Below are 23,664 nucleotides of genomic sequence, written 5' to 3'. Positions count from 1 at the left end.
CGATCGTATTCAGCATAGAGAACGCGAACATAACGCGGGAAAACTTGCTTGAAATACCTTTGTCACCTTTCCGGAGCTGGCCTGGCGCTGGTTTGGCGACAGTCCGATGCGGGTGCAGGATTGTGCAATAAGCCGGCAGGAATCGACTAACGGGCCGTTCGCCAGGGACTTTATCGTTGACCCTGTCGCCACCTGCCCGCAGGTGGCTGATCGTTTACACCCTGGGAGAATCGAACATGTCCACGCAGATCCCCGTCAGCCATATGGCTTTTGTCCGTGCCCGCGCTGGCCGTTCGCTGGAGTTGGGTGCGCGCTTGAGCAGTCTGATCGAACCGTCGCGTCAGGCCAGCGGTTGCCTGCACTTTGCCTTGCAGCATTCGTTGTGCGATCCCGAGTTGTGGCTGGTGTCCGGTTTCTGGGTCGACCAGCAGGCCATGACCGCCTACTTCGGCACCCCGGCCATGCAGATATTTGCCGAGCTGGTGCAAGAGTTGGTGGTCAACAGCCTGGATTTTCACACCTTCAGCGAAGTCTCGGCGGCTCAGGCTTGCGGCGAATATCCGCAGTTGAACACCGCGCCATTACACCAGTTGGCCTGCTGACGGTTTAGAATGGCCGACTTTCCATTGGCCAGGATCCGCGACATGGCACGTAAAGAGTTTGCACAGTTCGAAGCTGTTTCCGCCGTAGTACCGGGTGAGGGAGGCTATAGCGCCGCCATCGCCGTCAAAGCCCTGGGTGGCTCAGGCGCCCCGCGGTTTCACAAAGTCCTCGATGAACAGACATTCAAGACCGCCTTCGAAGCCGATCAGGCTGCCGAGCAGAAGCTTGAGCAGTTGACCGACGTCACTGAAGACGGCGAGCTGGTCTGGTAACGACCTGGCTTAGGTTTTGGTCGCCCCCGGGCGGTACATCTTGAACAAGGCCTCAGGCCCCAGCTGGAAATAATCCGCCGGCCCGCCGCCGCGCAGAATCGGTTCTGCCGCGGCGGTGTCGTACACCCCATCTTTCAACAGCCACTTGGCGATATGCACGGCGACCACCTCGCCGAGGATCAGCCAGCTCGGCACCACTTCCTTATTCGCCCGTTGCAACTGGATGATCTGCGTGACCTTGCATTCGAAGGACACCGGGCTTTCGGCGACTCGCGGCACCTGAATGAGGTTCGACGCGGCAGGTGTCAGCCCGGCCAGTTCGAATTCGTTGACGTCAGCGGTGACCATCGCGCTGCTCTGGTTCACCTGCTCGGCCAGCGGGCGGGTGGCCAGGTTCCAGGCGAATTCGCCGGTCTGCTCGATGTTGTTCAGGCTGTCTTTGCGGCCAACGCTTGAGAATCCGATGATCGGCGGGATGTAGTTGAACGCGTTGAAAAAACTGTACGGCGCCAGGTTCAGTCGACCTTCGGCGTCCTGCGAAGAAATCCAGCCGATGGGGCGCGGGCCGACGATGGCATTGAACGGGTCGTGGGGCAGGCCGTGGCCCAGGGCAGGTTCGTAGTAGTGGATGTCGTCGGGCATTGCATGGGTTCCTGAATACAAGACTTGGAAGGTTGAAGGCCATAGTGCAAGGGCTGGTGGCTTATTTCCAGTTGTCATGGTGCATCAAAACAATGAGATCCCACAGGGGACGTGCTGGTCTTGGATATTTGTTATCCCCCCAAAAACAACTAAGCCCGGCCGAAGCCGGGCTGTGAAGTCTGCCCAAGGTGTTAGCTGATAGCGGCGGCAGAACCGGTGCGATCAAAACCATCGGCGGCGACAGCGCCAGCGGTGCCGGTGTGGTCAAAGCCGTCAGCGGCGACTTTGGCCGAGCCGGTGTTATCAAAACCATCGGAGGCGAAAGACGCGGAGCCAGTGTGATCGTAACCATCAGCTGCAACAGCGGCGGAACTTTCAGTGGTGAAAGCGGCAGAACCGGTGCGGTCAAAACCGTCGGCGGCGAAGGTGTTGGCGGCCAGTACGGAGAGGGTCAGAGCGAGGATCAATTGGGTTTTCATGATGTGTACTCCAGGTTCGTTTGCGGGTTGTGCGTTGGGTATGGCGTTCATACTACTCATATAAAATTGATTAAAAAGCGCAAATAAACGCTTAAATCAATCTGATTTATCGATGTTTGTTTCGTCGCAGAGTGTTTTCAGGCACTGCTTGGAAGCCTGCGTTCTGTATACGTGCGAGACGTCGATATGGATTCAGATGGCAGCAGAATGTCGGCTGGGCATTAACCGATCATTAATCAAACCGAGTCGAGGCCATCGCGAGCAAGCTCGCTCCCACACAGATCGCGTCAGACATAGGTTTTGTGTCTGACGCCGATCAAATGTGGGAGCGAGCTTGCTCGCGATGGGGCCATGGCAGTCACCGTTGCAGTGACTGCCAAACGCGTTTAGTCAGTCTCGATCCGCGAGTGTTTGCGGGTGTCTTTCATGGTCACGTACACCAGCAACGACACGGCGATGCAAGCCGTGACATACCAGTAGTAACCGGTTTCCATGCCGATGCTCTTGAACCACAGGGCGATGTATTCAGCGGTGCCGCCGAAGATCGACACGGTCAGCGCATACGGCAGGCCCACGCCCAGTGCGCGGATTTCGGTCGGGAACAATTCGGCTTTGACCACCGCGTTGATCGAGGTGTAGCCGCTGACGATGATCAACGCCGCCATGATCAGGAAGAACGCGCCCCACCAGGTCTGGATGGTGTGCAGGGTGGTGAGGATCGGCACGGTGAACAGGGTGCCCAGAACGCCGAAGGCAATCAGGATCGGCCGCCGTCCGACTTTATCCGACAAGCCGCCGATGATCGGTTGCAGGCACATGAACAGGAACAGCGTGGCCGCCGAAATGGTGGTGGAGTCGGAGATGCTCATGCCGACCGTGTTCACCAGGTATTTCTGCATGTAGGTGGTGTAGGTGTAGAAGGCCAGAGTGCCGCCCATGGTCAGGCCGACCACGGTCATCAATTCCTTGGGATGACGCAGCAGGGTGCGCATGGCGCTTTCTTTGGACTTTTCTTTCTTGCTGAACGACTCGGTTTCTTCCATCCCGCGACGCAGGTACAACGCGACGATGGCACACAGTGCGCCGATGGCAAACGGAATGCGCCAGCCCCAGTCGTACAGTTGTTCGGTGGTCAGGGTTTGTTGCAGGACGATCAGCACGCCCAGCGCGATGAGCTGGCCGGAGATCAGCGTGACGTACTGGAAGCTGGAGAAGAAGCCGCGACGTTCCTTGGTCGCCATTTCGCTCAGGTAAGTCGCCGAGGTGCCGTACTCGCCACCCACCGACAGGCCCTGCAGCAAGCGGGCGAACACCAGCAGGATCGGTGCGCCGACGCCGATGGTTTCATAACCCGGGCTCAACGCGATGATCAGCGAGCCGAAGCACATCAGATACACCGACGCCATCAACGCGGCTTTACGCCCGGCACGGTCGGCATACAGGCCCATCAGCCAGCCGCCGATCGGGCGCATCAGGAAGCCCACGGCGAAAATCGCAGCGGTGTTCAACAGTTGGGCGGTGGTGTCGCCTTTGGGGAAAAAGGCTTTGGCGAAGTACAGCGAGAAGGCGGCGTAGACGTACCAGTCGTACCACTCGACCATGTTGCCGACAGAGCCGCTGAAGATCGATTTGATGCGGCTGGCGGTGGTCTTTTCTTTGGCAGGCACAGCTGCCGACCCAAGAGGCAGGGCTTGTGAGTTATCCATGACGGATCCTTCATTTAATTGTTTTTGTGGAGCGCGCGTAAACGCAGCCTGCGAGGGCTATAGCAGGAGCTGTGCCAACGGGCAGAGGGGCGGTTTAGAGGGGGGGACGGGAGTTGGTGAGCGGAAATCCGCTTATTCAGAAGGGGTTGTGAGCGGAAAATCGCTTATTCAGCTCATTGATTTGCGTTGTCTGTACCTGCGTCATCGCGAGCAAGCTCGCTCCCACAGTAGATTTTCGGTGTGCACACTATTTGTGCTTCACACAGGACCCATGTGGGAGCGAGCTTGCTCGCGATGAGGCCAGTACAGACACTACAAAAAATCAGCTTTCTCGCAGAAACATCTCTCGGCTCAACCCATGCCGCTGCATCTTTTCATTGAAGGTCCGGCGCGGCAGTTGCAGTTCTTCCAGCACGGCTTTGATATCGCCTTTGTGCCGGGTCAACGCGGCCCGCAGGCAGTGTGCTTCGAAGGCTTCCTGTTGGGCGGCGAGAGATTGGCCGGGCTCGATGCCGACCGGTTCCGGCTCACCCAGGCCCAGCACCTGACGCTCGGCGACGTTGGCCAATTCGCGCACGTTGCCCGGCCAGTCGTGGCTCAGTAACCGGCTCAACTGCGGGCCGCTGAGCGGTGGAAAGCTGCGTCCCAGCCGCTGCGCGGCGGCATGAGCGAAGTGTTCGAACAACAATGGAATGTCCTCACGCCGTTCGCGCAACGGCGGCAAACGCAGTTCCGCGACATTCAGCCGATACGCCAGGTCTTCGCGGAAACGCCCGGCGCGGGCTTCATCCAGCAGGTCGGGTTTGGTCGCGGCGATGATCCGCAGATCCACGTGAATACTCTGGTTGGAGCCCAGCCGTTCGAGCTTTTGCTCCTGCAACACCCGCAGCAATTTGACCTGCTGAGCCAGCGGCATGCTTTCGATTTCATCGAGGAACAAGGTGCCGCCATCGGCGTATTCCAGCTTGCCGATACGCTTGCCCTGAGCGCCGGTGAAGGCGCCGCTTTCATGACCGAACAACTCGGCTTCGAACAACTGCTCGGGGATCGCCGCACAGTTCAGCGCCACAAACGGCTTGTCGGCGCGCGGGCCAAAATCATGCAGGCAACGGGCGACCAGCTCTTTGCCGCTGCCGGTTTCACCACGGATCAACACGTTCACCGGCAGCGCCGCAAGGTCCAGCACTTGCCGGCGCAGGGTCTGCAAACCCCGGGAGACGCCGAGCAGGCTGGTGTCGAGTTTGCTGCGATTGTCGGCCTGCTCATGCAGGGCGCGGTTTTCCAGCACCAGCCGACGTTTGTCCAGCGCCCGGCGCAGGCTGCTGAGCAAGGTCTCGGGGCTGAAAGGCTTTTCGAGGAAGTCGTAGGCGCCATCGCGCATCGCTTCGACCGCCATCGGCACATCGCCGTGACCGGTCAGCAGGATCACCGGCAAGTCCGCGTCCAGCTGTTGCAGCCGAGCCAGGAGTTCCAGGCCGGTCATGCCGGGCATCCGCACATCGCTGAGGATCACTCCGGGGAAATGCGCCGGCAGTTGCGCCAGGCATTCTTCGGCGCGGCTGAACAGTTGCACCTCGAACCCCGAGAGGCCCAGCCACTGTTCGACGGCATCGCGAATGCTGCTTTCGTCATCGACCACGATCACCGCGTTCAACATTGAATGTGCGCCTCCAGATCAATGGGCAAGGTGAGGGTGAAGACCGCGCCATCACCCTGGTTATCGGCACTCAGGCGGCCGCCGAGTTCATGCACGATGGCGAACGATACTGCCAGCCCAAGGCCCAGCCCATCACCCACTGGTTTGGTGGTGAAGAACGGGTCGAAAACATTTGGCAGGTCCTGCGGTGCAATACCGCCACCGCTGTCGGCGACCGTCAGGCGCCACAATTGCTCATCGGCTTCGAGGCGGATTTCCAGGTGTTTGAGCGGTTTGTCACGCATCGCATCGAGGGCGTTGCGCAGCAGATTGATCAGCACCTGTTCCAGACGAATCGCATCGCCGCGCACCCAGGCCGGACGGGTCAATTGCACAACGCGGTCGATCTGCTCATCGCGCAGGCGAGCGTCGAGCAATTGCAGGGATTGATCGACCACCGCCGCCAGGTCCAGACGCTCGCGCAGACCGCTGGGGCTTTTACGGGCGAAGGTTTTGAGGTGGCTGGTGAGGGCGGCCATGCGCGTCAACATCTCATCCACCGGTTTCAGCGCTTTATAAGCGTCGTCGACCCGGCCGTGATCCAGCAGCAGACGCAAGGTCGCCAGCTGCATGCGCTGGGCGGTGAGTGGCTGGTTGATTTCATGGGCCAGGGCGGCCGACATTTGCCCCAGCGCCGCGAGTTTGGCTGATTGCACCAGACCGTCCTGCGCGGTACGCAGGTCGCGAGTGCGTTCTTCGACCAGGCGTTCGAGCTCTTCGCGGCTGCGCTGACGTAACCTGGCCAGACTCCAACGTTGGCTGAGAAACAGCAGCAAAAACACCAGCGCCAGCCACAATCCGGCAGCGGCCAGCCCGGCGTTGCGCACGTCTTCGAAGGCGACCTGTGGGCGACGCAGAAGGTGCAACGTCCAGCCTTCGGAACTCAAGGGCAGCGATTCCCACAGGTAATCGGCCGAACCGTCGGGGCCGTCGACGCGGGCCAGATAGCTGTTCTCGTCAAAGCGCCGAATCGATTGATGGTCGAGCAGGGTCAGCGGCTGCTTGTCGTATTGGCGGGTCAGTTTGAGTTCGGCGCGATCAGTGTCTGACAGCGCGCCCAGCGACCGATAGCGCCACCCCGGCTGATTGGCGATAAACACAATGCCCCGCGCATCGCTGACCAGCAGGGTATCGCTGCCCTGACGCCATTCGCGTTCCAGTTCCGGAAATTCGAGTTTCACCACCATGGCGCCGAGAAACTCGCCGTTGTCAGCCGTCACTGCGCTGGACAGAAAATAACCGGGAATCCCACTGGTCACGCCCACCGCGTAAAAGCGCCCGGCGCCCTGGCTGCGTGTTTGGCTGAAGTAGGGGCGAAAACCGTAGTTGTGGCCGACGTAACTGCTGGGCAAACGCCAATTGCTGGCGGCCACGGCCAGACCGGTGCGATCCAGCAGTTCCAGGGTGGACGACTGGGCCGCACCGTTGATCTTCTCCAGTTTGCGATTCAGCGCGTCTTGCTGTTCCGGGCTCACCGGGCCATCGAGCGCCGAACGCAGCTCTGGGTCCAGCGCGAGCACGGCGGGAAGGGCGCGGTAGCGTTCGATCAAGGTGTGCAGGGAGTTGGCGTACAGCGCCAGTTGCTGATTGGCGCGGGCGGCGTCTTCAATTTGGGCCTGGCGTTCGGCGTGGCGTATGGCCAGAGTGGCCGCCAACACCGCTCCGGCAAGGATCAATAATATGTAAAACGTCAGGCGCAGATTGCGGGAAATGAATGGCATGCTGTCGGCACGGGCAGGGTACGGGGAACGCACCATAGCATGGCGCTGCGCCGGGTTAGTTAATCAGGGTCAACATCAATTTACTCTGCCCCGAGTTGACGGGATGTGACGTTCATTGCGTGGCAGTAGGTCAGTTATAGATTCTGTTTTTTATTTTGTACTGGTTGTCAGTGGTTCGTTGTGCTTTGTCTTCGGCCAGGAGCTGTTTGCTCTGGGTTAGCAGTGACTGAGTATGGGCTGTCCGTTGCTGCAAGTTGGACCGGGTAACCGGGGTGAGTGCGCCTTGGCTGGCGCTCATGAAATTCAAGTTGGGTATGATTTCAGCCGGAGTTACCTGTGTGCGTCCCAGTTTTTTGAAGGCCGCTTCAGCTTTGGTCGATTGAACGTCGAGGTAGTTTTGCAGTTGCTCTATAGCGTTTTCAATTTTGGATATTTTCATGGGGGGCAGGCCGTCGATAGCATCGTTCGCTTCCTGGGCATGGGATCCAAGTTGCAGCATTTCGCCGACGGCAGGAACGAACACACCAAGACCATAAGTAAGCGCCGCGAGCAGAGTGCTCTCAATGGACTGTCCGCTTTCCAGGCTAACGCCAATATCGGCTTCGCGTTCCACGTTATCGTTGCTCAGGGTTGAGGTGCGGGGAACAATGGGACCGTTCAGTCGTAATGGTTGTGTCACGGTGCCCTGAAGATTGCCTGCAACTTCTGCTCCCGCATTTCCCAAGGTGAGGCTGATTGCTTCGCCGGGTATTTTTGGGGCGAGTTCTCCCATCGCGTTCCCAGTGATATACGCCGCGAAAAAGCCGCTGACTGCGCTGATCCCTAGCCCTATCGTGTTCACTAGCATTTCTTTGGTGTAGTTGGTCGGATGAAATTGCCCCATGAGCAGTGCGTTCATCTGGCCGTACAGTATCTCGGACGATTGTTCCCCACCATCGTCGCGATCCAGCTCCAGAGCTATGGAACCCAGATGGTCACCGACGTGATAACGCAGTTGATCAGGCTCGATGTCGGCGGGTTTTCCACTGACCCAGTGCAGGCAGCGCATGCTGCCGGCGCCGGTCGACAAGGTGATGACGTGCAGTTGCTGGCCGTCGCTGCGGGTGCGGATTTCCAGTCCTGGCAGATAGCGCACTTCGTGCCAGTGGATGGCGGACGGGGTATGGCTCACGTGGCGTTTGTAGACCCGCGCACCGTGGCTGTAGCGGTAGGTTTCTTCATCGTCGGGCAGGCCGTTGCTGTGTGAGAGCAAGGTCACTTTGGCCAGTTGATCGCGGGTATTCCAGCTCAGGGGCTGGCCGCGTTGCAGCCATCTCTGGTTGCCGTGACGGTCGAAGAGTTCGTCGAAAACCGGCTGCGGATCGCCGTCTTCCCAGCGCACGCCACGGTTGCTGTGTTCATCGATGCGCATCTGCCGAGTGAAGTTGTTGCCGTCGCGGCGGTGACACAACGTCGTCAGGTTGTTGCCCCGGTCGAAATCGTAGTGTTCGGTGAAGTTGAAGCGTCGACCGGGGTCGATGGGGGTGATCACGTCCGGCAAGCCCGGCTGGAGATTGGGTTTTTCGGCCTCGAAACCACTCGCGCAGGTCAGCCGGTACAGCGAGTCATAGGCAAACTCGCGATGACCGTCGACGCGCTGGTTGGCGAAGAACACCGTGGGCAGTGTGTGGTCCTCGATGCGCAGCACATTGCCCACGCGGTCATGGACATACTCAAGATGTTGGCACGGTTCTTTGCCCGGTTTTCCGGCCTTTTGGCTGCGCAGTCGACCGTCGGCGGGGTCGTAGGTCCAGGTGCTGATCACCCCGTTGTCGGCGCGTTGTTCGATGATCTGGCCGGCAGCGTTGTACTGCGCATCGTTGAGTACGTCTTGAGACGGGCCGGCCGCGTCGAGTTGCAGCCTGACCTGCTTGAGTTGCCCGGCGATGTCGTAGCGAGTGTGCTGCTGATGGCCGCCGGCATCGGTTTGGGTCAACACCGCGCCGAGGGCGCTGTAGTGTCGGCGGTTGGTGTAATGACTGGCGTCGGCAAAGGTGCGGGTTTCACCCAGTGACTGACCGTGCAAGGTGTAGCTGTTGAATCTCAACACACCTGCGGGATCGATCTGCTCGAGCAACTGGCCGCGTCGATTGTGCCCGGGGTCGGCAGAGGCGTCGGCGTAGGTAAAGGTTTCGACGTTCGGTTGAGTGTTTTCCTCGACCGCGATGATGCGTAATTGATCATCGTAGGTGGTTTGCCAATGAGATCCGCGCGCGTCCCAACGTTGACGGACTTCACCGACCACCCCGACCAGGCTCAGACGCCAGCCGGCGTCGACACTGTCGATGCGCAGCGCATTGCCGGACAGTCCGTGGACGCAGGCCACATTGGGATTTGGAGCGTTGCCGAACAGTCGCGGGTCCCATTGCTCCACCGGTCGGCCAAGTGTGTCATGGCGTTGTCGGGTGATCAGTGTGTCCAGTGCCCCACCGACGACCTTGCGCAGATAAGCCACCTGACGGATCGGCAAGCCGCGAGGGTCGTTGGCCTTCAGCTCGGGTGTACGCCAGTGGACATTCGTGCTCATCGGTTATTCTCGAATGAGAGGACTTATATCTTTTCGTGCATCCTTAGCCCGTCAGTCGTGCCTGACGGGCTGCGCATCTCATACTGCGGTTTCAAGGGCTCTTCGGGCTCTAGGTTTTGGAGTGGGGCGCTGGCTCAAAAGCGAACCTGATGCCTGAGCCTGCTCGACGCTCTGGTTTATTTCTTCGTAGGGCACAAAGGTGCCTGCTTCATTCAGCTCGAAGACGATTTTTTGACCCTGCTCCGAGACCGAGTCTCTAAGCTCGGTAGCCTGATCCTTGAGTTCTTCCAGTACGTTTCCGGCTTCGGTCGTTACGTCTTTGAGGGTGTCGCTCAACAAGCGATACGCTTCAGCAAGTGTTTTGCCTTCTTTCACCAAATCCGCGAAGTCCAGTTGCTTGAGTGGCGACCATTGCGACACTTCGTCCATTAACGAGGTTGCGGCCTTTTCACGCAGATCGTCCAGTTTGCTTTGAAGTACCTGCGGGAGCTTGCCGTTGGCCAGATCATTGACACCGTCGGAGACGATTCGGGTGGTGTCTCTGATCTGTTCGGTGTGCAGGGTTTCTGCGACGCGTATGCCTTGCTTGAAAAACCGGTAGCGCACATAGGATGCGAGCAGGCCTCCAATCAAGCCGCCTACCACGCCCCCAATCGCGTTGCCTACGACCGGTGCGAAGGTCCCGGCCGCACCTCCCAACGTGGCACCTACGGTCGCTCCCAATCCAAAGGCCGACAGACCATTTTTTGAGAAAAGGTACTTGCGATAGGTCATGCTGTTTCTGACTTCCGGGGTGATGTGAGTGTCGTCATCAGGGCCATCAAAGTGTGTTGCCGTGTCATGGACTTTGCTGCCGACGTCGGCCGCCGTTCTGAACAGACTTGTCGCTCGTTCCCAGAACCCCGATTTTGCGCCCCCATCATGGTCGACATAGACCATCGGGTTATTACCCACCATCACATACAAATTCAGCCCATCCACATCTCCACCGGGATCGGCACTGACCCAGCGTTGCAGCCACGGTGCGTAATAGCGCTGCCCATAGTAATAAAGCCCGCTGACATCCATTTCCTTGCCGGAATAACGGATAGTTTTGTAATCAGCCTCCACCGCCGAGCGCGCCGCCCACCAGCAGGTGCGGCCGAAGGGGGCATACAACTCGTGGCTGATCACTGCGCCGTTGCGGTCCAGTTCAAGGGTGCTGGAGCCCAGGTGGTCGTCGAGGCTGTAGCGCCATTGGTTATCGTCGATGCCATTGGGTTTGCCCTTGACCCAGTGCAGGCAGCGCGCACTGCCGGGCAGGGTGATGACGTGCAGTTCTTCGCTGTCGTCGAGGGTGCGGATTTCCAGTCCCGGCAAGTAACGGACGTCGCGGCTGTGGCTGACGGAACTGGCCTGTGTGATCAGTCGTTTGTGCACGCGCACGCCCTGGCTGTAGGCGTAGGTTTCCTCATCGTTAAACCCCGTATCCCGCTCGATCAGGGTGGCGATATTCAATTGGTCACGGTGATTCCAGGTCAGCGGCTGACCGGCTTGCAGCCTCTGCTGATTGCCATGGGCATCGAAGCATTCGTCGAACACCGGTTCGTCTTCGCCTTCCTTCCAGGCCAGGCCGCGATTGCTGTTGGGGTCGATGCGAATGTGATGGGTGTAGCAGTTGCCTTCACGCTGGTGACAAAGCCACGTCAGGTTGTCACCCAGGTCGTAGTCGTAGTGCTCGGTGTAGTTGAGGAGACGGCCCGTATCGATAGGCGTGACCAATTCGGGCAGCCCCGGCCGGATGGTGGCGCCGGCTACTTCAAAACCACTGGCGCTGGTCAGCCGGTACAGCGAGTCATAGGCAAAGTCTCGGTCGCCATCCACGCGCTGGTTGGCAAAAAACACTGGCTTGAAGAGGTGGTCCTCGATACACAGAATGTTGCCCATGCGGTCATAGTGATAACCGAGGTTTTGCAACAGCGGTTGTCCTGGGAGTCCGGCCCTCTGGTTCGTCAGGCGCCCGTCGGCCGGGTCGTAGGTCCAGCGGCTGACAACGCCGTTGCCAGCGGTTTGCGTTTCAATCTGCGCGAACGCGTTGTAGGTCAGACCCTGCAACACCGGTTGCAGTGAGTCGTCACCCTTGAGCTGGAGAAAGCTTTGCTTGAGCTGCCCGGCAAGGTCGAACCGTGCGTGCTGCCGATGGCCGGCAGCGTCGGTCTGGGTCAGCACCGCACCGTTGGCGCTGTAGCGCCAGGAGGTCGTACCGATCAGGCCGTCGAGAAACGTCCGGGTTTCGCCCAACGGCGCGCCCAGCAGGCTGAAACCTGTGAAGTCCAGCCTGCCCGCCGGATCCTGTTGAGCCGTTTTCTGGCCGCGCAGATTGTGCTCGGGATCCGCCGAATAGTCGGCGTAGGTGATGCGCTCGACGGTGGTCTGCGGTTGCCCACGGGGCCGTTCGTGCAAGGCAATCATGCGTAACTGGTTGTCGTAATCGGTTTGCCAATGACAACCGCGGCCATCCCAGCGTTGCAGCGCTTGTCCGGCAACCCCGATCAGGTGCAAACGCCAACCTGCGTCAACGCTATCGACCTGTAACGCTTTACCGGAAAGCCCATGAACAGTGGCGATATTGGGTTTTGCGGCCGTGCCGAACAGTCGCGGGTCCCATTGTGCGATCAAGCGTCCGATGGGGTCATGGAATTGCCGGGTCACCTGGGCCTGGGCTGGCGTATCGACTTTTTTGCGCAGGTATTGGACCTGTCTCACGGGCAGGCCACGGCCGTCGTTGACCTTCAGGGTCGGTGTATGGCGATGCACCTGAAGGTTCATTGCGTACTCCGGTTCCCGGGTTCGTCTGGCTGCGGGTCATGGGTATCGTTGAAATCTTCACTTCTCTGATACCAGGGATGGTAGGTCTCGCGAGATTCATAGCCTTTGGCACTGATGACTTTGACCGGCCGCCCCAACGGGTCATAAAACTGCTGGTCGTGATAGCCGAACCGGCGAAACGATGCGTCGTTGATGTAGCGCCAGGCATTGGCAAAGTAGGGACGATAGATCCGCACGGCCAAGCCCTTGTTGTTGTATTCCAGCCGTTCGCTGACGCGCCAGCGCGGGTCGGCGTGACGTTCCAATGGTGTGTCGGTTTGCGGATCGAGTTCCAGCTCGCCCTGCGCATTGACGACATAGGCCATCCCTGGCTCAACCAACTGCTTGGTTTGCAAGGTTCGGCCAAAGCCATCGACGCAGGTCAGTCGCATCTGGATCTGCTGACCCGTTTCAGCGTCTGGATAGTCGTCAGCGGTCAAAGCCAGGCTATGCACGGGTTCACGGGGCGTGCTGCGGATCAGTTCCAGCAGCGCTTGTTCGGCCGCTGTTCTGGCCTTGAGCCGGGCGAGACGCGCGCGTGCGCCGGCGCGAATGTGCAGGGACGGCAGGATGTAACCTTGTGCGATCCACTGAGCCAATCGATCAGGGGGCTGGCGAGCTGAATCGGGCAACGTGCCCATCCAACTGAGCAGGTCCTTGCGTAATACGCTGGCCGCTCTTTGCAGGGCTGCGACGGGGTTCTGAATGGCTTCGCCAGGGCTGGGGTCTTCGGGGCGCTGGTGTTTTTCGAGAGGGTCGAAACCGACGTCCGCGCCGTTTTCAGTGCCAAAGAAACTGGTTGCCAGCGGTTGCCCGGAGGGTTCGTAGAGGGCCTCCTGAACATTCTCGTTGGCATCGATGACACGTTTGGGTTGGAGTGCGTGGTAATCGTAATCGGCGTGGGTGGTGCAGCCATCCGGCAACTCAACGGTCCGGGTCAACAAGTGATAACGGTCATAGCCGATCCTGGTAATGCCGTGACTGGCGGTCGCATTGAATTGCAGCTCCTTGTAGAAGCCGTTGAGGTCGGCGTAACGGGAGAAACCGTTCAGTGCCGACCAGAGGTTTTCCTGCCGGTCCTCTTCGACGTCTTCGTCGAGAAACAGCTTCATGGGCAGGAAGCCGATTTTCTTCAGTTCCGCCCTGATGTCGAACGGTGGGGGCAAGGTGTCGTAGGCCGTCAACGCCGTCTTGTCCAGCGCCGCCAGCTCCAGCGGGCCAGCCAACGCCTGGATGTGGGCGCTGCCGTCGGGCAACAGGCTGCCGTCGGCAGACAGATAGCTGTGTCGCGATAACCGGCTCAACAGGCGCAAGGCTTTCCATTCGTCCCACGTGTGGGATGGGCTCAGGTACTCATACGACACTTCTTCGGGCTTGAGCCCGGTAGGGAGCGATCCTTTGGGCAGCTCCAGGACATTGAGGCGTTGGCGCCACGGCAGGCCCAGTCGCCACTCTTGAAACCCGTCCAGGTGAATGAACTCGGCGCGCGATTCGCTCAGGTAATAACGCTGTTGAGCTTCATCGTGGGCATCCAGCCACCATTGAGCCTCATCGGGATCGGTAAAGGGCGGGTCGTCCTCTTTGGATTTGCGCCGTGCATAGCTGACAGTCAACGCTCGAACAGGCGTGCCGAGACGGTCCCATTGCAGGGTGATTTCATGCCGACACAGCGGATCATCGGCGTGGCGTTCGTACTGGTAACTGATCTTTTCCACCCGCAACGGCAAGACAATCGCGTGGGGATGGTGCGGGGCCATGGGCCGGAGTTCACGCACCAGATAACGCGATTGCTCCACCGAATAGGGGACTCTGGTCTTGAGTTCATCCTGCGCGGCGAAGACTTCCACGCGCAGCACCGAACCGCTCAGGCCTCGAGCGATTTCGTGCAGGGTGTTCTCGTCGGTGGGGTTGATGAGTTCATCGATGCCGTCGTTTTCGTGGAAGCGACTGATCAGCGTGTTACCCAACGGATGGGCCTGTGGGTCGCCATGGAAATATCCCTTGCGAGGCAAATCCACCCGGCGTCCGGTATGGAACCAGGTGCGAGTCAAGGTCGGCGCGGTAAAACCGCTGTCGTCTTCCTCCGGGCTGGTTTCGCTGTCGGTCTGGTGCAGCAGGCCAAAGCCACGAAACTCGCGGTCGTGGCTGTCGTAGTAACCGTGGAAGTAGTTGAAGAACTGATTCAGGCAGTTGCCGGTAATCTCATCGAGCTGGCTCTGCTGGCTGACCACCTGTACCGGAAACGGCAGGTAGCAGGGTGGCGGCTGATCGGCATCCGGCCATTGCTGTTTTTCATCCAGCCACTCTTGTGCCGAACTGCGGTAGCGCACGGTACCACTGCAGCCCATGTTGTTATGGGTCGCGACCAGCGCGTAAGGCCGCACGCTGACAAAGTCGTAACGCCAGTGCCGTGGTGATGGGTGTGGCACGGTGAAGATCAAACTGGCGCAACCGAGCCCTTGCAGGTCGACGAAGTTGATCTGGCTCAGGGTGTCGTAGCGCACGTCCTCGGGCCAGGCCACGCTGATCGGCGTTTGTTCGAGCCGATTGCCGCCGCGATTGAGGTAGATATCGAAGTGATCCGAATGCAGATAAATCAGCGCCGGGGCGCCGGAACCATCGAGGTCGGCGATTCGCACCCGTGCTGCATCGAACTGCCCGTACTCGAAGGGCAGCATGCTCATGACGAAGCCTTTGCCAAAGCGTCCATGACCCAGGTTCGGCCAGCACTTGATCTCGTCGTGGCGAATGCGGCACAGGTCGGGTAGATCGCTGCCGAGCATATGGCCCAGAAACACCAGTTCGCTGCGGGAAGTACTGAACAGCGGCAGGCTGTCGTCGTTGGGCTCGTGGGGGACATCCTGCCCCGGTGCAAAGCCGTTTTCGCGAAGGTTGGCGTACAGCCGCACGCTTTTTGGGCCAATCAGCGCCAGTGAACTGAGGCCGTTTCCCGTCAGGTCGCCGAACTGCGCCAGCGCGTTGAAGAACTCCAGAGGGAAGGCATCGAAGGTGCTGAACGGCGACCAGCTGCGATCAGGCTTGAGGGCATAGAAACCACTCAAGGCCGGTTGTGCAAAGATCCAGTCGAAACGGCCATCACCGGTCAGGTCGTTGAGCGACTGCTTCACCGGTTTGCTGCCATCGGCGACCGGGATGGTCGGCAATACCTGCCACGGGCCGTAGATGATTTCATCGGGGTGGTTCGGCCCGCGTCGTGGTTCGCGGTAGTACCAGTGCTGGTCGTATTGGCAGAGGAAACCCGGTACACCCTCGCCATATAGATCAATGCACTGATGGTGTTGCCCGTCCTGAATGCCGGGCATGTGTTCGAAGGGGAAGAACGGCGTGGATTGGGTGTTGAGCTCGAATGGCGAGTGCTCGAACTCCATCGGCGGCATGTGCTCTACCGCACCACTGGCGTCGTAGGCTTGGTAGTGCGCGGCGCACAGCTGGCTGTAGAACAGCGGCTGCGGGTGGTATTCCAGCAGCAGGCGTTTGACCAGTGCGGGTCTTGGCCCCAGTTCATTGGGGAAGTGGTGGAACATCAAAACCTGCCGGCACAGGCGTCGGGTGCTCAGTTCGAAGCCGTAGCCGTAGGAGAAAAACGGGTCGCGGCGAGTCAGCCACTCGCCAATGTCATCGTCCGGTTCGGGAAACGGTTCCCCATAGACGGGTTTTTCACTCCAGTCGAGCGTGCGTTCGCCATAGTCGAACAGTAGATGAAAGTGCCACTCCAGTTCGGCCGGGTTGTCCACGGTCCAGGCGTACAGCTGCTCACTGGCGCTGAAATTGCCGTAACACACCCGCCGCAGATAACGCTGGGCCCGGTAATCGTGGGGTTGATCGTCGAGCGGATCTTCGGCTTTGTACTCGTAGGCGATGTGTTCGCCATGGGCGTTCATGCTTTCGAGCAACAGCCAGGCGCCGACCCGTAACCTGTCGTGTGGATCGGCCCGTCGCGAAGCTTCGGTCTTGCCGTAAATGTGCAGACTGCCGTCGGAGCCGTGTACCAGCCAGAAAGGTGGCTGTTGAGTGCTCGGCTGCCAAAGCTCGATCAGATCGAAGGCGCCTTCGACCCGAGGCCAGTAACGGACCACCGAATGCTCGCCCACAGGCTCATCGTTGTAGTGAGTTTCGGGACGGGACTGGATGCGCCCGTGACTATCGCGCTCGGGCATCCACTCATCACCGCTGGGCCCGACGATGACGTCGTCTTCGTGGTAGCGCGGCACGCCTTTACTGGTCTGGCACGTGATGGCATTGACAGTCAAGCGCCAGCCGATGCCGAACGGGCCATTACCGGCCTGGCTGTCGTAACTCAACGCCAGTGCAGGATCAAAGCCGCGTCCCGGCGAGATCGGCAACGGCAGCTCAAAGGAAGCCTTGCCGCTGGTGCCAATGGCGCCCCAGCTTTTGCCAATGGTGGTAATCGCGGCACTCTTGGCAATGGAAGGCGGGGTGATGCTTTGGGAGGCTTGATCTTCCACGGTCTGATCCTGTTCCGGCCTGGCGAGCGTAGGACTCACGCTACCAAGTTGGGCACACGACGTAACCTGTCAGATGTGACAGGTGAGCAGGGTTTTTCTAGAACAAATAAGCTCAGCTGTTGAGTTTTTTATCGCGGCCAGTGCTTTACGCAAACGTCAGGCAATAAAAAGCCGCGCTGTTTTTGCAAACAGCGCGGCTTTCGTGACCAACGGCTAAAGGCTTACTGCACTTCTACCGCCAGGCTTTCACTGATCTTCTTCTGCCAGATGGCGGGGCCGGTGATGTGTACCGACTCGCCCTTGCTATCGACCGCAACGGTCACGGGCATGTCTTTGACGTCGAACTCGTAGATCGCTTCCATGCCCAGTTCGGCGAAGGCCACCACGCGGGACTTCTTGATCGCTTGCGCCACCAGGTAAGCCGCGCCGCCCACTGCCATCAGGTAAACCGCCTTGTGGTCCTTGATCGCTTCGATCGCGGTCGGGCCGCGTTCGGATTTGCCGATCATGCCCAGCAGGCCGGTTTGCTCGAGGATCTGGCGAGTGAACTTGTCCATCCGCGTCGCGGTAGTCGGACCGGCAGGGCCAACCACTTCTTCGCGCACCGGATCAACCGGGCCGACGTAGTAGATGAAGCGACCCTTGAGGTCCACCGGCAGGGTTTCACCCTTGTTCAGCATCTCGACCATGCGCTTGTGCGCGGCGTCGCGACCGGTGAGCATCTTGCCGTTGAGCAGGACGGTTTCGCCCGGCTTCCAGCTCTGCACGTCTTCCGGCGTCAGGGTGTCGAGGTTGACGCGACGGGCCGACGGGCCAGCTTCCCAGACGATTTCCGGGTAGGCGTCCAACGGTGGCGCTTCCAGCGACGCCGGGCCGCTGCCGTCGAGCACGAAGTGCGCGTGACGGGTGGCGGCGCAGTTGGGGATCATGCACACCGGCAACGAAGCGGCGTGGGTCGGGTAATCCATGATCTTCACGTCGAGCACGGTGGTCAGGCCACCCAGGCCTTGGGCGCCGATGCCCAATTGGTTGACCTTCTCGAACAGCTCCAGACGCATTTCTTCGATACGGTTGGACGGGCCGCGCTTTTTCAGCTCGTGGATGTCGATGGACTCCATCAACACTTCCTTGGCCATCACCGCGGCCTTCTCGGCGGTGCCGCCGATGCCGATGCCGAGCATGCCCGGTGGGCACCAGCCAGCGCCCATTTCCGGAACGGTCTTGAGCACCCAGTCAACGATCGAGTCGGACGGGTTGAGCATGGCCATTTTCGACTTGTTCTCGGAACCGCCGCCCTTGGCCGCCACGTCGACTTCCACAGTGTTACCCGGAACGATCGAGTAGTGGATCACCGCCGGGGTGTTGTCCTTGGTGTTCTTGCGAGCGCCCGCCGGGTCGGCGAGGATCGAAGCGCGCAGGACGTTTTCCGGCAGGTTGTAGGCGCGACGCACGCCTTCGTTGATCATGTCGTCCAGGCCCATGGTCGCGCCATCCCAGCGCACGTCCATGCCCACGCGGACAAACACGGTGACGATGCCGGTGTCCTGGCAAATCGGACGGTGGCCGGTAGCGCACATGCGCGAGTTGATCAGGATCTGCGCCATCGAATCGCGGGCTGCCGGCGACTCTTCACGCAGGTAGGCCTCGTGCATCGCCTGGATGAAATCCACGGGGTGGTAGTAGGAAATGAACTGCAGGGCGTCAGCAACGCTCTGAATCAGGTCGTCTTGCTTGATCACGGTCATGAGTCGCGCTCCTCTAAAAGACGGGAACATTCAATAAGGTGTTTGCAGTTGGGGTGCATCGGTCGGCTGCAAACACCTTTACAAGGCACGCCGGGGTTGCTGGCGCGACGCTAAAAAGGCGCGGCAGTATAACGCGCCTAGGGTTCCGGTACATCCGGTAGGAGCTGCCGCAGGCTGCGATCTTTTCGTTCGCTGCGCGAACTTTGCGGTGGTTGAAGCAAAGATCAAAAGATCGCAGCCTGCGGCAGCTCCTACAGGGCGGTGGTCGGCGGTTGCCGGAGGCCCAAAAATTGAATGGTCATTTTTGAGGCGCCACACTAAAGTGGCATCTGGCCTTTAGGGTAGGACACTCTTATCAGCCCCCCTCTGCACGGTGAGTCAACGATTGGCCCATAACGCTCTCCAGAGTCTGTTGCTCAAGCGCTTTATTCTGGCGACGGGCACCTATGCGCTGGCGTTATTGCTGCTGTGGCTGGCGATATTCAGCGGACATTATCAAGGGCCGGTGCGCGGCGCGTTGATCGGTACAGTGCTGGTGATGCTCAGCCAGTCGGTGTTGTTCGCGGTGTTTTTCAGCGGGCGCACTCTGCGCCTTGCCGACCCTGGCCTGACCGAAGTTCAGGTGCTGCTGGGGCTTGGCTGGCAGACCTGGTTGATCGCGCATCTGGACTCGGCCCGCGGCGCCTTCCTGGTGTTTTACCTGTTGATTCTGCTATTCGGACTTTTCCATCTGCCGCGCCGAGCGTTTATCCGGTGTGCGGTATTGGTCTTTTTCAGTTTTGCAGGCCTCAACCTCTGGGAAGGCTATCACCTCGAACTGGCTGACCCGGCGCTGGCGGGGCTGCAAGTCTGCGTGTTGTTTATCGTGCTGGTCTGGCTGACGCTGTATGCCAGCTACGTTCAGACCTCGCGCAATCGCATGCGCCAGCGGCGGTTTGCCTTGCAGGCGCATCAAGACACCTTGCGCGGGATGATGCGCCAACTCGAAGACCTGGTGGCCACCGACGAACTCACCGGGCTGTTCAACCGCCGGCATTTTCTACGCCTGGCCTCGCGCGAACTGCACAGCATGGAAGAGGGCGTGGTGCATGGTCTGGCGTTGATTGACCTCGACCATTTCAAAAGCATCAACGACAGGCATGGCCACGCGGCCGGCGATCAGGTATTGCAGGCGTTTGCGGGTGTCGCCACGGCCTGCCTGCGCGAAGACGATGTACTGGCGCGCTACGGCGGTGAGGAATTTGTGTTGTTGCTACCCGATTGTGATCCCGAGCGCCTGACGTCCTGTTGCGAGCGATTGCGCATCGCCTTTACCGATGTCGAACTGATCGGCCTGAGCGTGCGGGACCTGAGCCTGTCCGCCGGCATGACCTTGCTTGAGCGGGGGGACGACCTGGATGACGCCTTGCAGCGTGCCGATCAGGCGCTTTATCGCGCCAAGCGTGACGGTCGCAATCGCTGCGCCGCGGCCTGGGAGAACGCTGATGCCTGAGTTACGCGTTGGCGATCTTCAATGGTCGGTGGCGGCGGGCAGTAACCTGCTCGATGCCTTGAACCAGAACGGTATGCATGTGCCTTACAGCTGCCGCGCCGGCAGTTGCCATGCGTGTCTGGTGCATTGCATCAAAGGCGAGGTGAGTGACCGGCGTCCCGATGCGCTGAGCGCCGAGCAGCGTCAGCAAGGTTGGCGGCTGGCGTGTCAGTGCGAGGTTGTCGATGATCTGCACGTGGCGGTGTTCGATCCACTGCACGACGGTTTGCCAGCCACCGTTGAAGCGGCCGATTGGTTAAGCCCCGGCGTGTTGCGCCTGCGTTTGCAGCCTGAGCGACCCTTGCGTTATCAGGCCGGTCAGCATCTGGTGCTGTGGGCCGGCAACGTGGCGCGGCCGTATTCGCTGGCCAGCCTGCCGCAGGAAGATCGGTTTCTGGAGTTTCACCTCGACTGCCGCTTGCCGGGCGAATTCAGCGATGCGGCGCGCCTGCTGAAAATTGGCGACCCGATTCGCCTGGGCGAGCTGCGCGGCGGTGCACTGCATTACGACCCAGATTGGCAAACCCGGCCGTTGTGGCTGCTGGCGGCCGGCACTGGATTGGCGCCGTTGTTCGGCGTGTTGCGCGAAGCGTTGCGCCAGGATCACCAAGGCCCCATCCGGGTGATTCACCTGGCCCATGATGCCAGCGAACATTACCTGGCCAAACCCTTGGCGGCGCTGGCGGCACAGCGTCCCAACCTGAGTATCGAGTTGCTGACGGCGGCTGAGTTGTCGGCGGCTTTGGCGCAATTGCGCCTTGTTTCCCGGCAAACCCTGGCTTTACTCTGCGGGCACCCCGACAGTGTCGACGCCTTCGCCCGGCGCCTGTACCTGGCAGGGCTGCCGCGCAATCAACTATTGGCCGATGTCTTCGTGCCGCGTGGTTGAACGCGAAATCACTTTCACGAGACTCACCATGACGAACGCCATCCTGCTGGAACGTGAGCGCGGGCTGCTGACCTTGCGCCTGAACCGCCCGGACAAGAAAAACGCCCTGACCCGCGCCATGTACAGCCAGTTGGCGGACGCCCTGCAGCAGGCCGATGTCGACCCCGAGATCAACGCCATCTTGATCACCGGCAGCAGCCAATGCTTCACCGCCGGCAACGACATTGCCGACTTCCTCGAAGAACCGCCGAGCGATCTCGACAGCCCGGTATTCCAGTTCATGCGCAGCCTGCTGGAATGCCGCAAACCGGTGATCGCCGCCGTGGCCGGTGCTGCTGTGGGCATCGGCACGACCTTGCTGCTGCACTGCGATCTGGTGTACATCAGCGCCGACGCGAAGTTGCGCATGCCCTTCGTCAACCTCGGGCTGTGCCCGGAGTTTGGTTCCAGCCTGATCCTGCCGCGCGTGCTCGGACAGGCCAAAGCCGCCGAGTTGTTGCTGCTGGGCGAAGGGTTCAACGGTGAACAAGCCGCCGCCTGGGGCATCGCTACCCAGGCGTTGCCCACTGGCGAGGCCGCACTGGCCAAGGCGCGCGAGATGGCACTGCGCTTCGAAACACTGGCGCCGGAAGCGGTGCGCATCAGCAAGCAGTTGATGAAAGCCCCGGATCGTGAACAGCTGCGCAAAGTGATCGAGGAGGAGGGAAACCTGTTCACCCAACGGCTGCGCTCGCCGGAAGCGATTGCAGCGTTGTCGGGGTTTATCAACAGAGCCTGAAAAGATCGCAGCCTGCGGCAGCTCCTACAATGGATCGGCGTACACCCGTAGGAGCTGCCGCAGGCTGCGATCTTTTGATCTTAAAAATGCAAAAAGCCCCGCCATTCACATGCCGGGGCTTTTGCGTTTCAGCGATCTGAAACTCAGACCATCTTGTCGCCAACGTGCAGGATCTTCATGCCGTTGGTGCCGCCGATGGTGTGGTAGCTGTCGCCCTTGGTCAGGATGACCCAGTCGCCTTTCTCCACAACGCCACGCTTGAGCAACTCGTCGATTGCGGCCTGGCTGACTTGCTCGGGCGGCAAGGAAGCCGGGTCGAACGGTACGGTGTAGACGCCACGGAACATGGCCGCGCGGGCCTGGGTTTCGCGGTGCGGGGAGAACGCGTAGATCGGCACCGACGAACGAATGCGCGACATGATCAACGGCGTGTAGCCACTTTCGGTCAAGGCAATGATCGCCTTCACGCCCGGGAAGTGGTTGGCGGTGTACATGGCCGCCAGGGCGATGCTCTGGTCGCAGCTTTCGAACACTTTGCCGATACGGTGGCTGGAGGTTTTGCTGGTCGGGTGCTTTTCAGCGCCGATGCAAATCCGCGCCATGGCCTGAACCGCTTCGAGCGGGTATTGGCCAGCGGCGCTTTCCGCCGAGAGCATCACGGCGTCGGTGTAGTCAAGCACGGCGTTGGCCACGTCGGACACTTCGGCGCGGGTTGGCATCGGGTTCTGGATCATCGACTCCATCATCTGGGTCGCGACGATCACCGCTTTGTTGTGGCGGCGTGCGTGCAGGATGATCTTCTTCTGAATACCCACCAGCTCGGCGTCGCCGATTTCCACGCCCAGGTCACCACGGGCGACCATCACGGCGTCGGAGGCCTTGATCAGACCGTCGAGGGTTTCGTCATCGGCCACGGCTTCAGCGCGCTCGATCTTCGCCACCAGCCAGGCAGTGCCGCCGGCTTCGTCGCGCAGTTTGCGGGCGTATTCCATGTCGGCGGCGTCGCGCGGGAAGGACACGGCGAGGTAGTCGACTTCCATTTCCGCAGCGAGTTTGATGTCGGCCTTGTCTTTTTCAGTCAGGGCCGGGGCCGTCAGGCCACCACCGCGACGGTTGATGCCTTTGTGGTCCGACAGCGGGCCGCCGATGGTCACGGTGCAGTGCAGTTCGGTGGCGGTGGCGGTATCGACGCGCATCACCACGCGGCCGTCGTCGAGCAGCAGCTCGTCACCCACGCCGCAATCCTTGACCAGGTCCGGGTAGTCGATGCCGACCACTTGCTGGTTGCCTTCGGTCAGCGGATGGCTGGTGGAGAAGGTGAATTGATCACCGATCTTCAGCTCGATGCGCTTGTTGGCGAACTTGGCGATACGGATTTTCGGGCCTTGCAGGTCACCCAGCAGGGCGACGAAGCGGCCGTGCTTGGCGGCGAGGTCGCGCACCAGTTTGGCGCGAGCCTTGTGCTCGTCGGGGGTGCCGTGGGAGAAGTTCAAGCGGGCGACGTCCAGGCCAGCCAGAATCAGCTGTTCGAGAACTTCCGGCGAGTTACTGGCCGGGCCAAGGGTAGCGACGATTTTGGTACGACGGACGGACATGCAAAGACTCCTGAGTTCAAGCGCTGAGTGAGGCTACTATGCTCCGCGGTTGTAGTCATTGTTCGTTTGCACTACTTATTTATTCGTTTTTTGTTATTTGCTTCTTT

Annotated in this window: 15 protein-coding genes; 5 read left to right on the top strand and 10 right to left on the bottom strand. The window is 60.2% G+C overall.

Translation table 11 applies throughout. The features are described 5' to 3' along the window. Positions 1-236 precede the first annotated feature (236 nt). Both AC1RPZ_RS06110 and AC1RPZ_RS06105 read left to right on the top strand, forming a co-directional pair. The gene (locus tag AC1RPZ_RS06110; RefSeq protein ID WP_493135829.1) at positions 237-602 is read left to right on the top strand and encodes a putative quinol monooxygenase; all 366 of its coding nucleotides are present in this window, start codon (positions 237-239) and stop codon (positions 600-602) included. A 9-nt stretch (positions 603-611) separates the two neighbouring features. Next, positions 612-875 carry a hypothetical protein gene (locus tag AC1RPZ_RS06105; protein WP_493135827.1) on the top strand — a complete coding sequence of 88 codons (264 nt, stop codon included), beginning with the start codon at positions 612-614 and terminating at the stop codon, positions 873-875. A gap of 9 nt (positions 876-884) precedes the next feature. Here AC1RPZ_RS06105 and AC1RPZ_RS06100 read toward each other — a convergent pair whose 3' ends face one another. From AC1RPZ_RS06100 to AC1RPZ_RS06060, 9 genes are all read right to left on the bottom strand, one after another. Further along, a complete protein-coding gene (locus AC1RPZ_RS06100) occupies positions 885-1,517 on the bottom strand; it encodes a flavin reductase family protein (protein WP_493135825.1) in 633 nt (210 codons plus the stop codon). Positions 1,518-1,708: 191 nt separating this feature from the next. Further along, a complete protein-coding gene (locus AC1RPZ_RS06095) occupies positions 1,709-1,996 on the bottom strand; it encodes a hypothetical protein (RefSeq protein WP_493135823.1) in 288 nt (95 codons plus the stop codon). A gap of 386 nt (positions 1,997-2,382) precedes the next feature. Then, the gene (locus tag AC1RPZ_RS06090) at positions 2,383-3,702 is read right to left on the bottom strand and encodes an MFS transporter (protein WP_493135821.1); all 1,320 of its coding nucleotides are present in this window, start codon (positions 3,700-3,702) and stop codon (positions 2,383-2,385) included. Between the two features lie 322 nt (positions 3,703-4,024). Then, on the bottom strand, positions 4,025-5,359 hold the full coding sequence (locus AC1RPZ_RS06085) for a sigma-54-dependent transcriptional regulator (protein WP_493135819.1): 1,335 nt from the start codon (positions 5,357-5,359) through the stop codon (positions 4,025-4,027). Next, positions 5,353-7,119: a sensor histidine kinase gene (locus AC1RPZ_RS06080; RefSeq protein ID WP_493136445.1), complete on the bottom strand. Its 1,767-nt coding sequence runs from the start codon at positions 7,117-7,119 to the stop codon at positions 5,353-5,355. The genes AC1RPZ_RS06085 and AC1RPZ_RS06080 overlap by 7 nt, the downstream gene beginning before the upstream one ends. A gap of 130 nt (positions 7,120-7,249) precedes the next feature. Further along, the gene (locus AC1RPZ_RS06075; protein ID WP_493135817.1) at positions 7,250-9,685 is read right to left on the bottom strand and encodes a hypothetical protein; all 2,436 of its coding nucleotides are present in this window, start codon (positions 9,683-9,685) and stop codon (positions 7,250-7,252) included. A gap of 78 nt (positions 9,686-9,763) precedes the next feature. After that, positions 9,764-12,493: an RHS repeat-associated core domain-containing protein gene (locus AC1RPZ_RS06070; RefSeq protein ID WP_493135815.1), complete on the bottom strand. Its 2,730-nt coding sequence runs from the start codon at positions 12,491-12,493 to the stop codon at positions 9,764-9,766. Further along, complete coding sequence (locus AC1RPZ_RS06065; RefSeq protein WP_493135813.1) at positions 12,490-17,019, bottom strand: SpvB/TcaC N-terminal domain-containing protein; 4,530 nt, start codon at positions 17,017-17,019, stop codon at positions 12,490-12,492. The genes AC1RPZ_RS06070 and AC1RPZ_RS06065 overlap by 4 nt, the downstream gene beginning before the upstream one ends. Before the next feature lie 221 nt (positions 17,020-17,240). Continuing rightward, entirely contained in the window at positions 17,241-18,764 is a 1,524-nt protein-coding gene (locus AC1RPZ_RS06060) for a fumarate hydratase (RefSeq protein ID WP_008156025.1), read from the bottom strand. A gap of 385 nt (positions 18,765-19,149) precedes the next feature. Here AC1RPZ_RS06060 and AC1RPZ_RS06055 point away from each other — a divergent pair, with 385 nt between their 5' ends. The 3 genes from AC1RPZ_RS06055 to AC1RPZ_RS06045 are packed head-to-tail and all read left to right on the top strand — an operon-like array spanning position 19,150 to position 21,962. Continuing rightward, entirely contained in the window at positions 19,150-20,256 is a 1,107-nt protein-coding gene (locus tag AC1RPZ_RS06055) for a GGDEF domain-containing protein (RefSeq protein ID WP_493135811.1), read from the top strand. Beyond that, entirely contained in the window at positions 20,249-21,184 is a 936-nt protein-coding gene (locus AC1RPZ_RS06050; protein ID WP_493135809.1) for an iron-sulfur-binding ferredoxin reductase, read from the top strand. The genes AC1RPZ_RS06055 and AC1RPZ_RS06050 overlap by 8 nt, the downstream gene beginning before the upstream one ends. A 28-nt stretch (positions 21,185-21,212) precedes the next feature. Continuing rightward, complete coding sequence (locus tag AC1RPZ_RS06045; RefSeq protein WP_493135807.1) at positions 21,213-21,962, top strand: enoyl-CoA hydratase-related protein; 750 nt, start codon at positions 21,213-21,215, stop codon at positions 21,960-21,962. 143 nt (positions 21,963-22,105) lie between these two features. On the opposite strand, the gene pyk is transcribed toward AC1RPZ_RS06045, so the two are convergent. Continuing rightward, on the bottom strand, positions 22,106-23,557 hold the full coding sequence (gene pyk, locus AC1RPZ_RS06040; protein WP_493135806.1) for a pyruvate kinase: 1,452 nt from the start codon (positions 23,555-23,557) through the stop codon (positions 22,106-22,108). Positions 23,558-23,664 lie beyond the last annotated feature (107 nt).

It is taken from the genome of Pseudomonas sp. GW822-FHT02D10, from assembly GCF_058802345.1.
The sequence above is the reverse complement of the archived record's forward strand: the minus strand, read 5'-3'. Positions and strand labels throughout refer to the sequence as shown.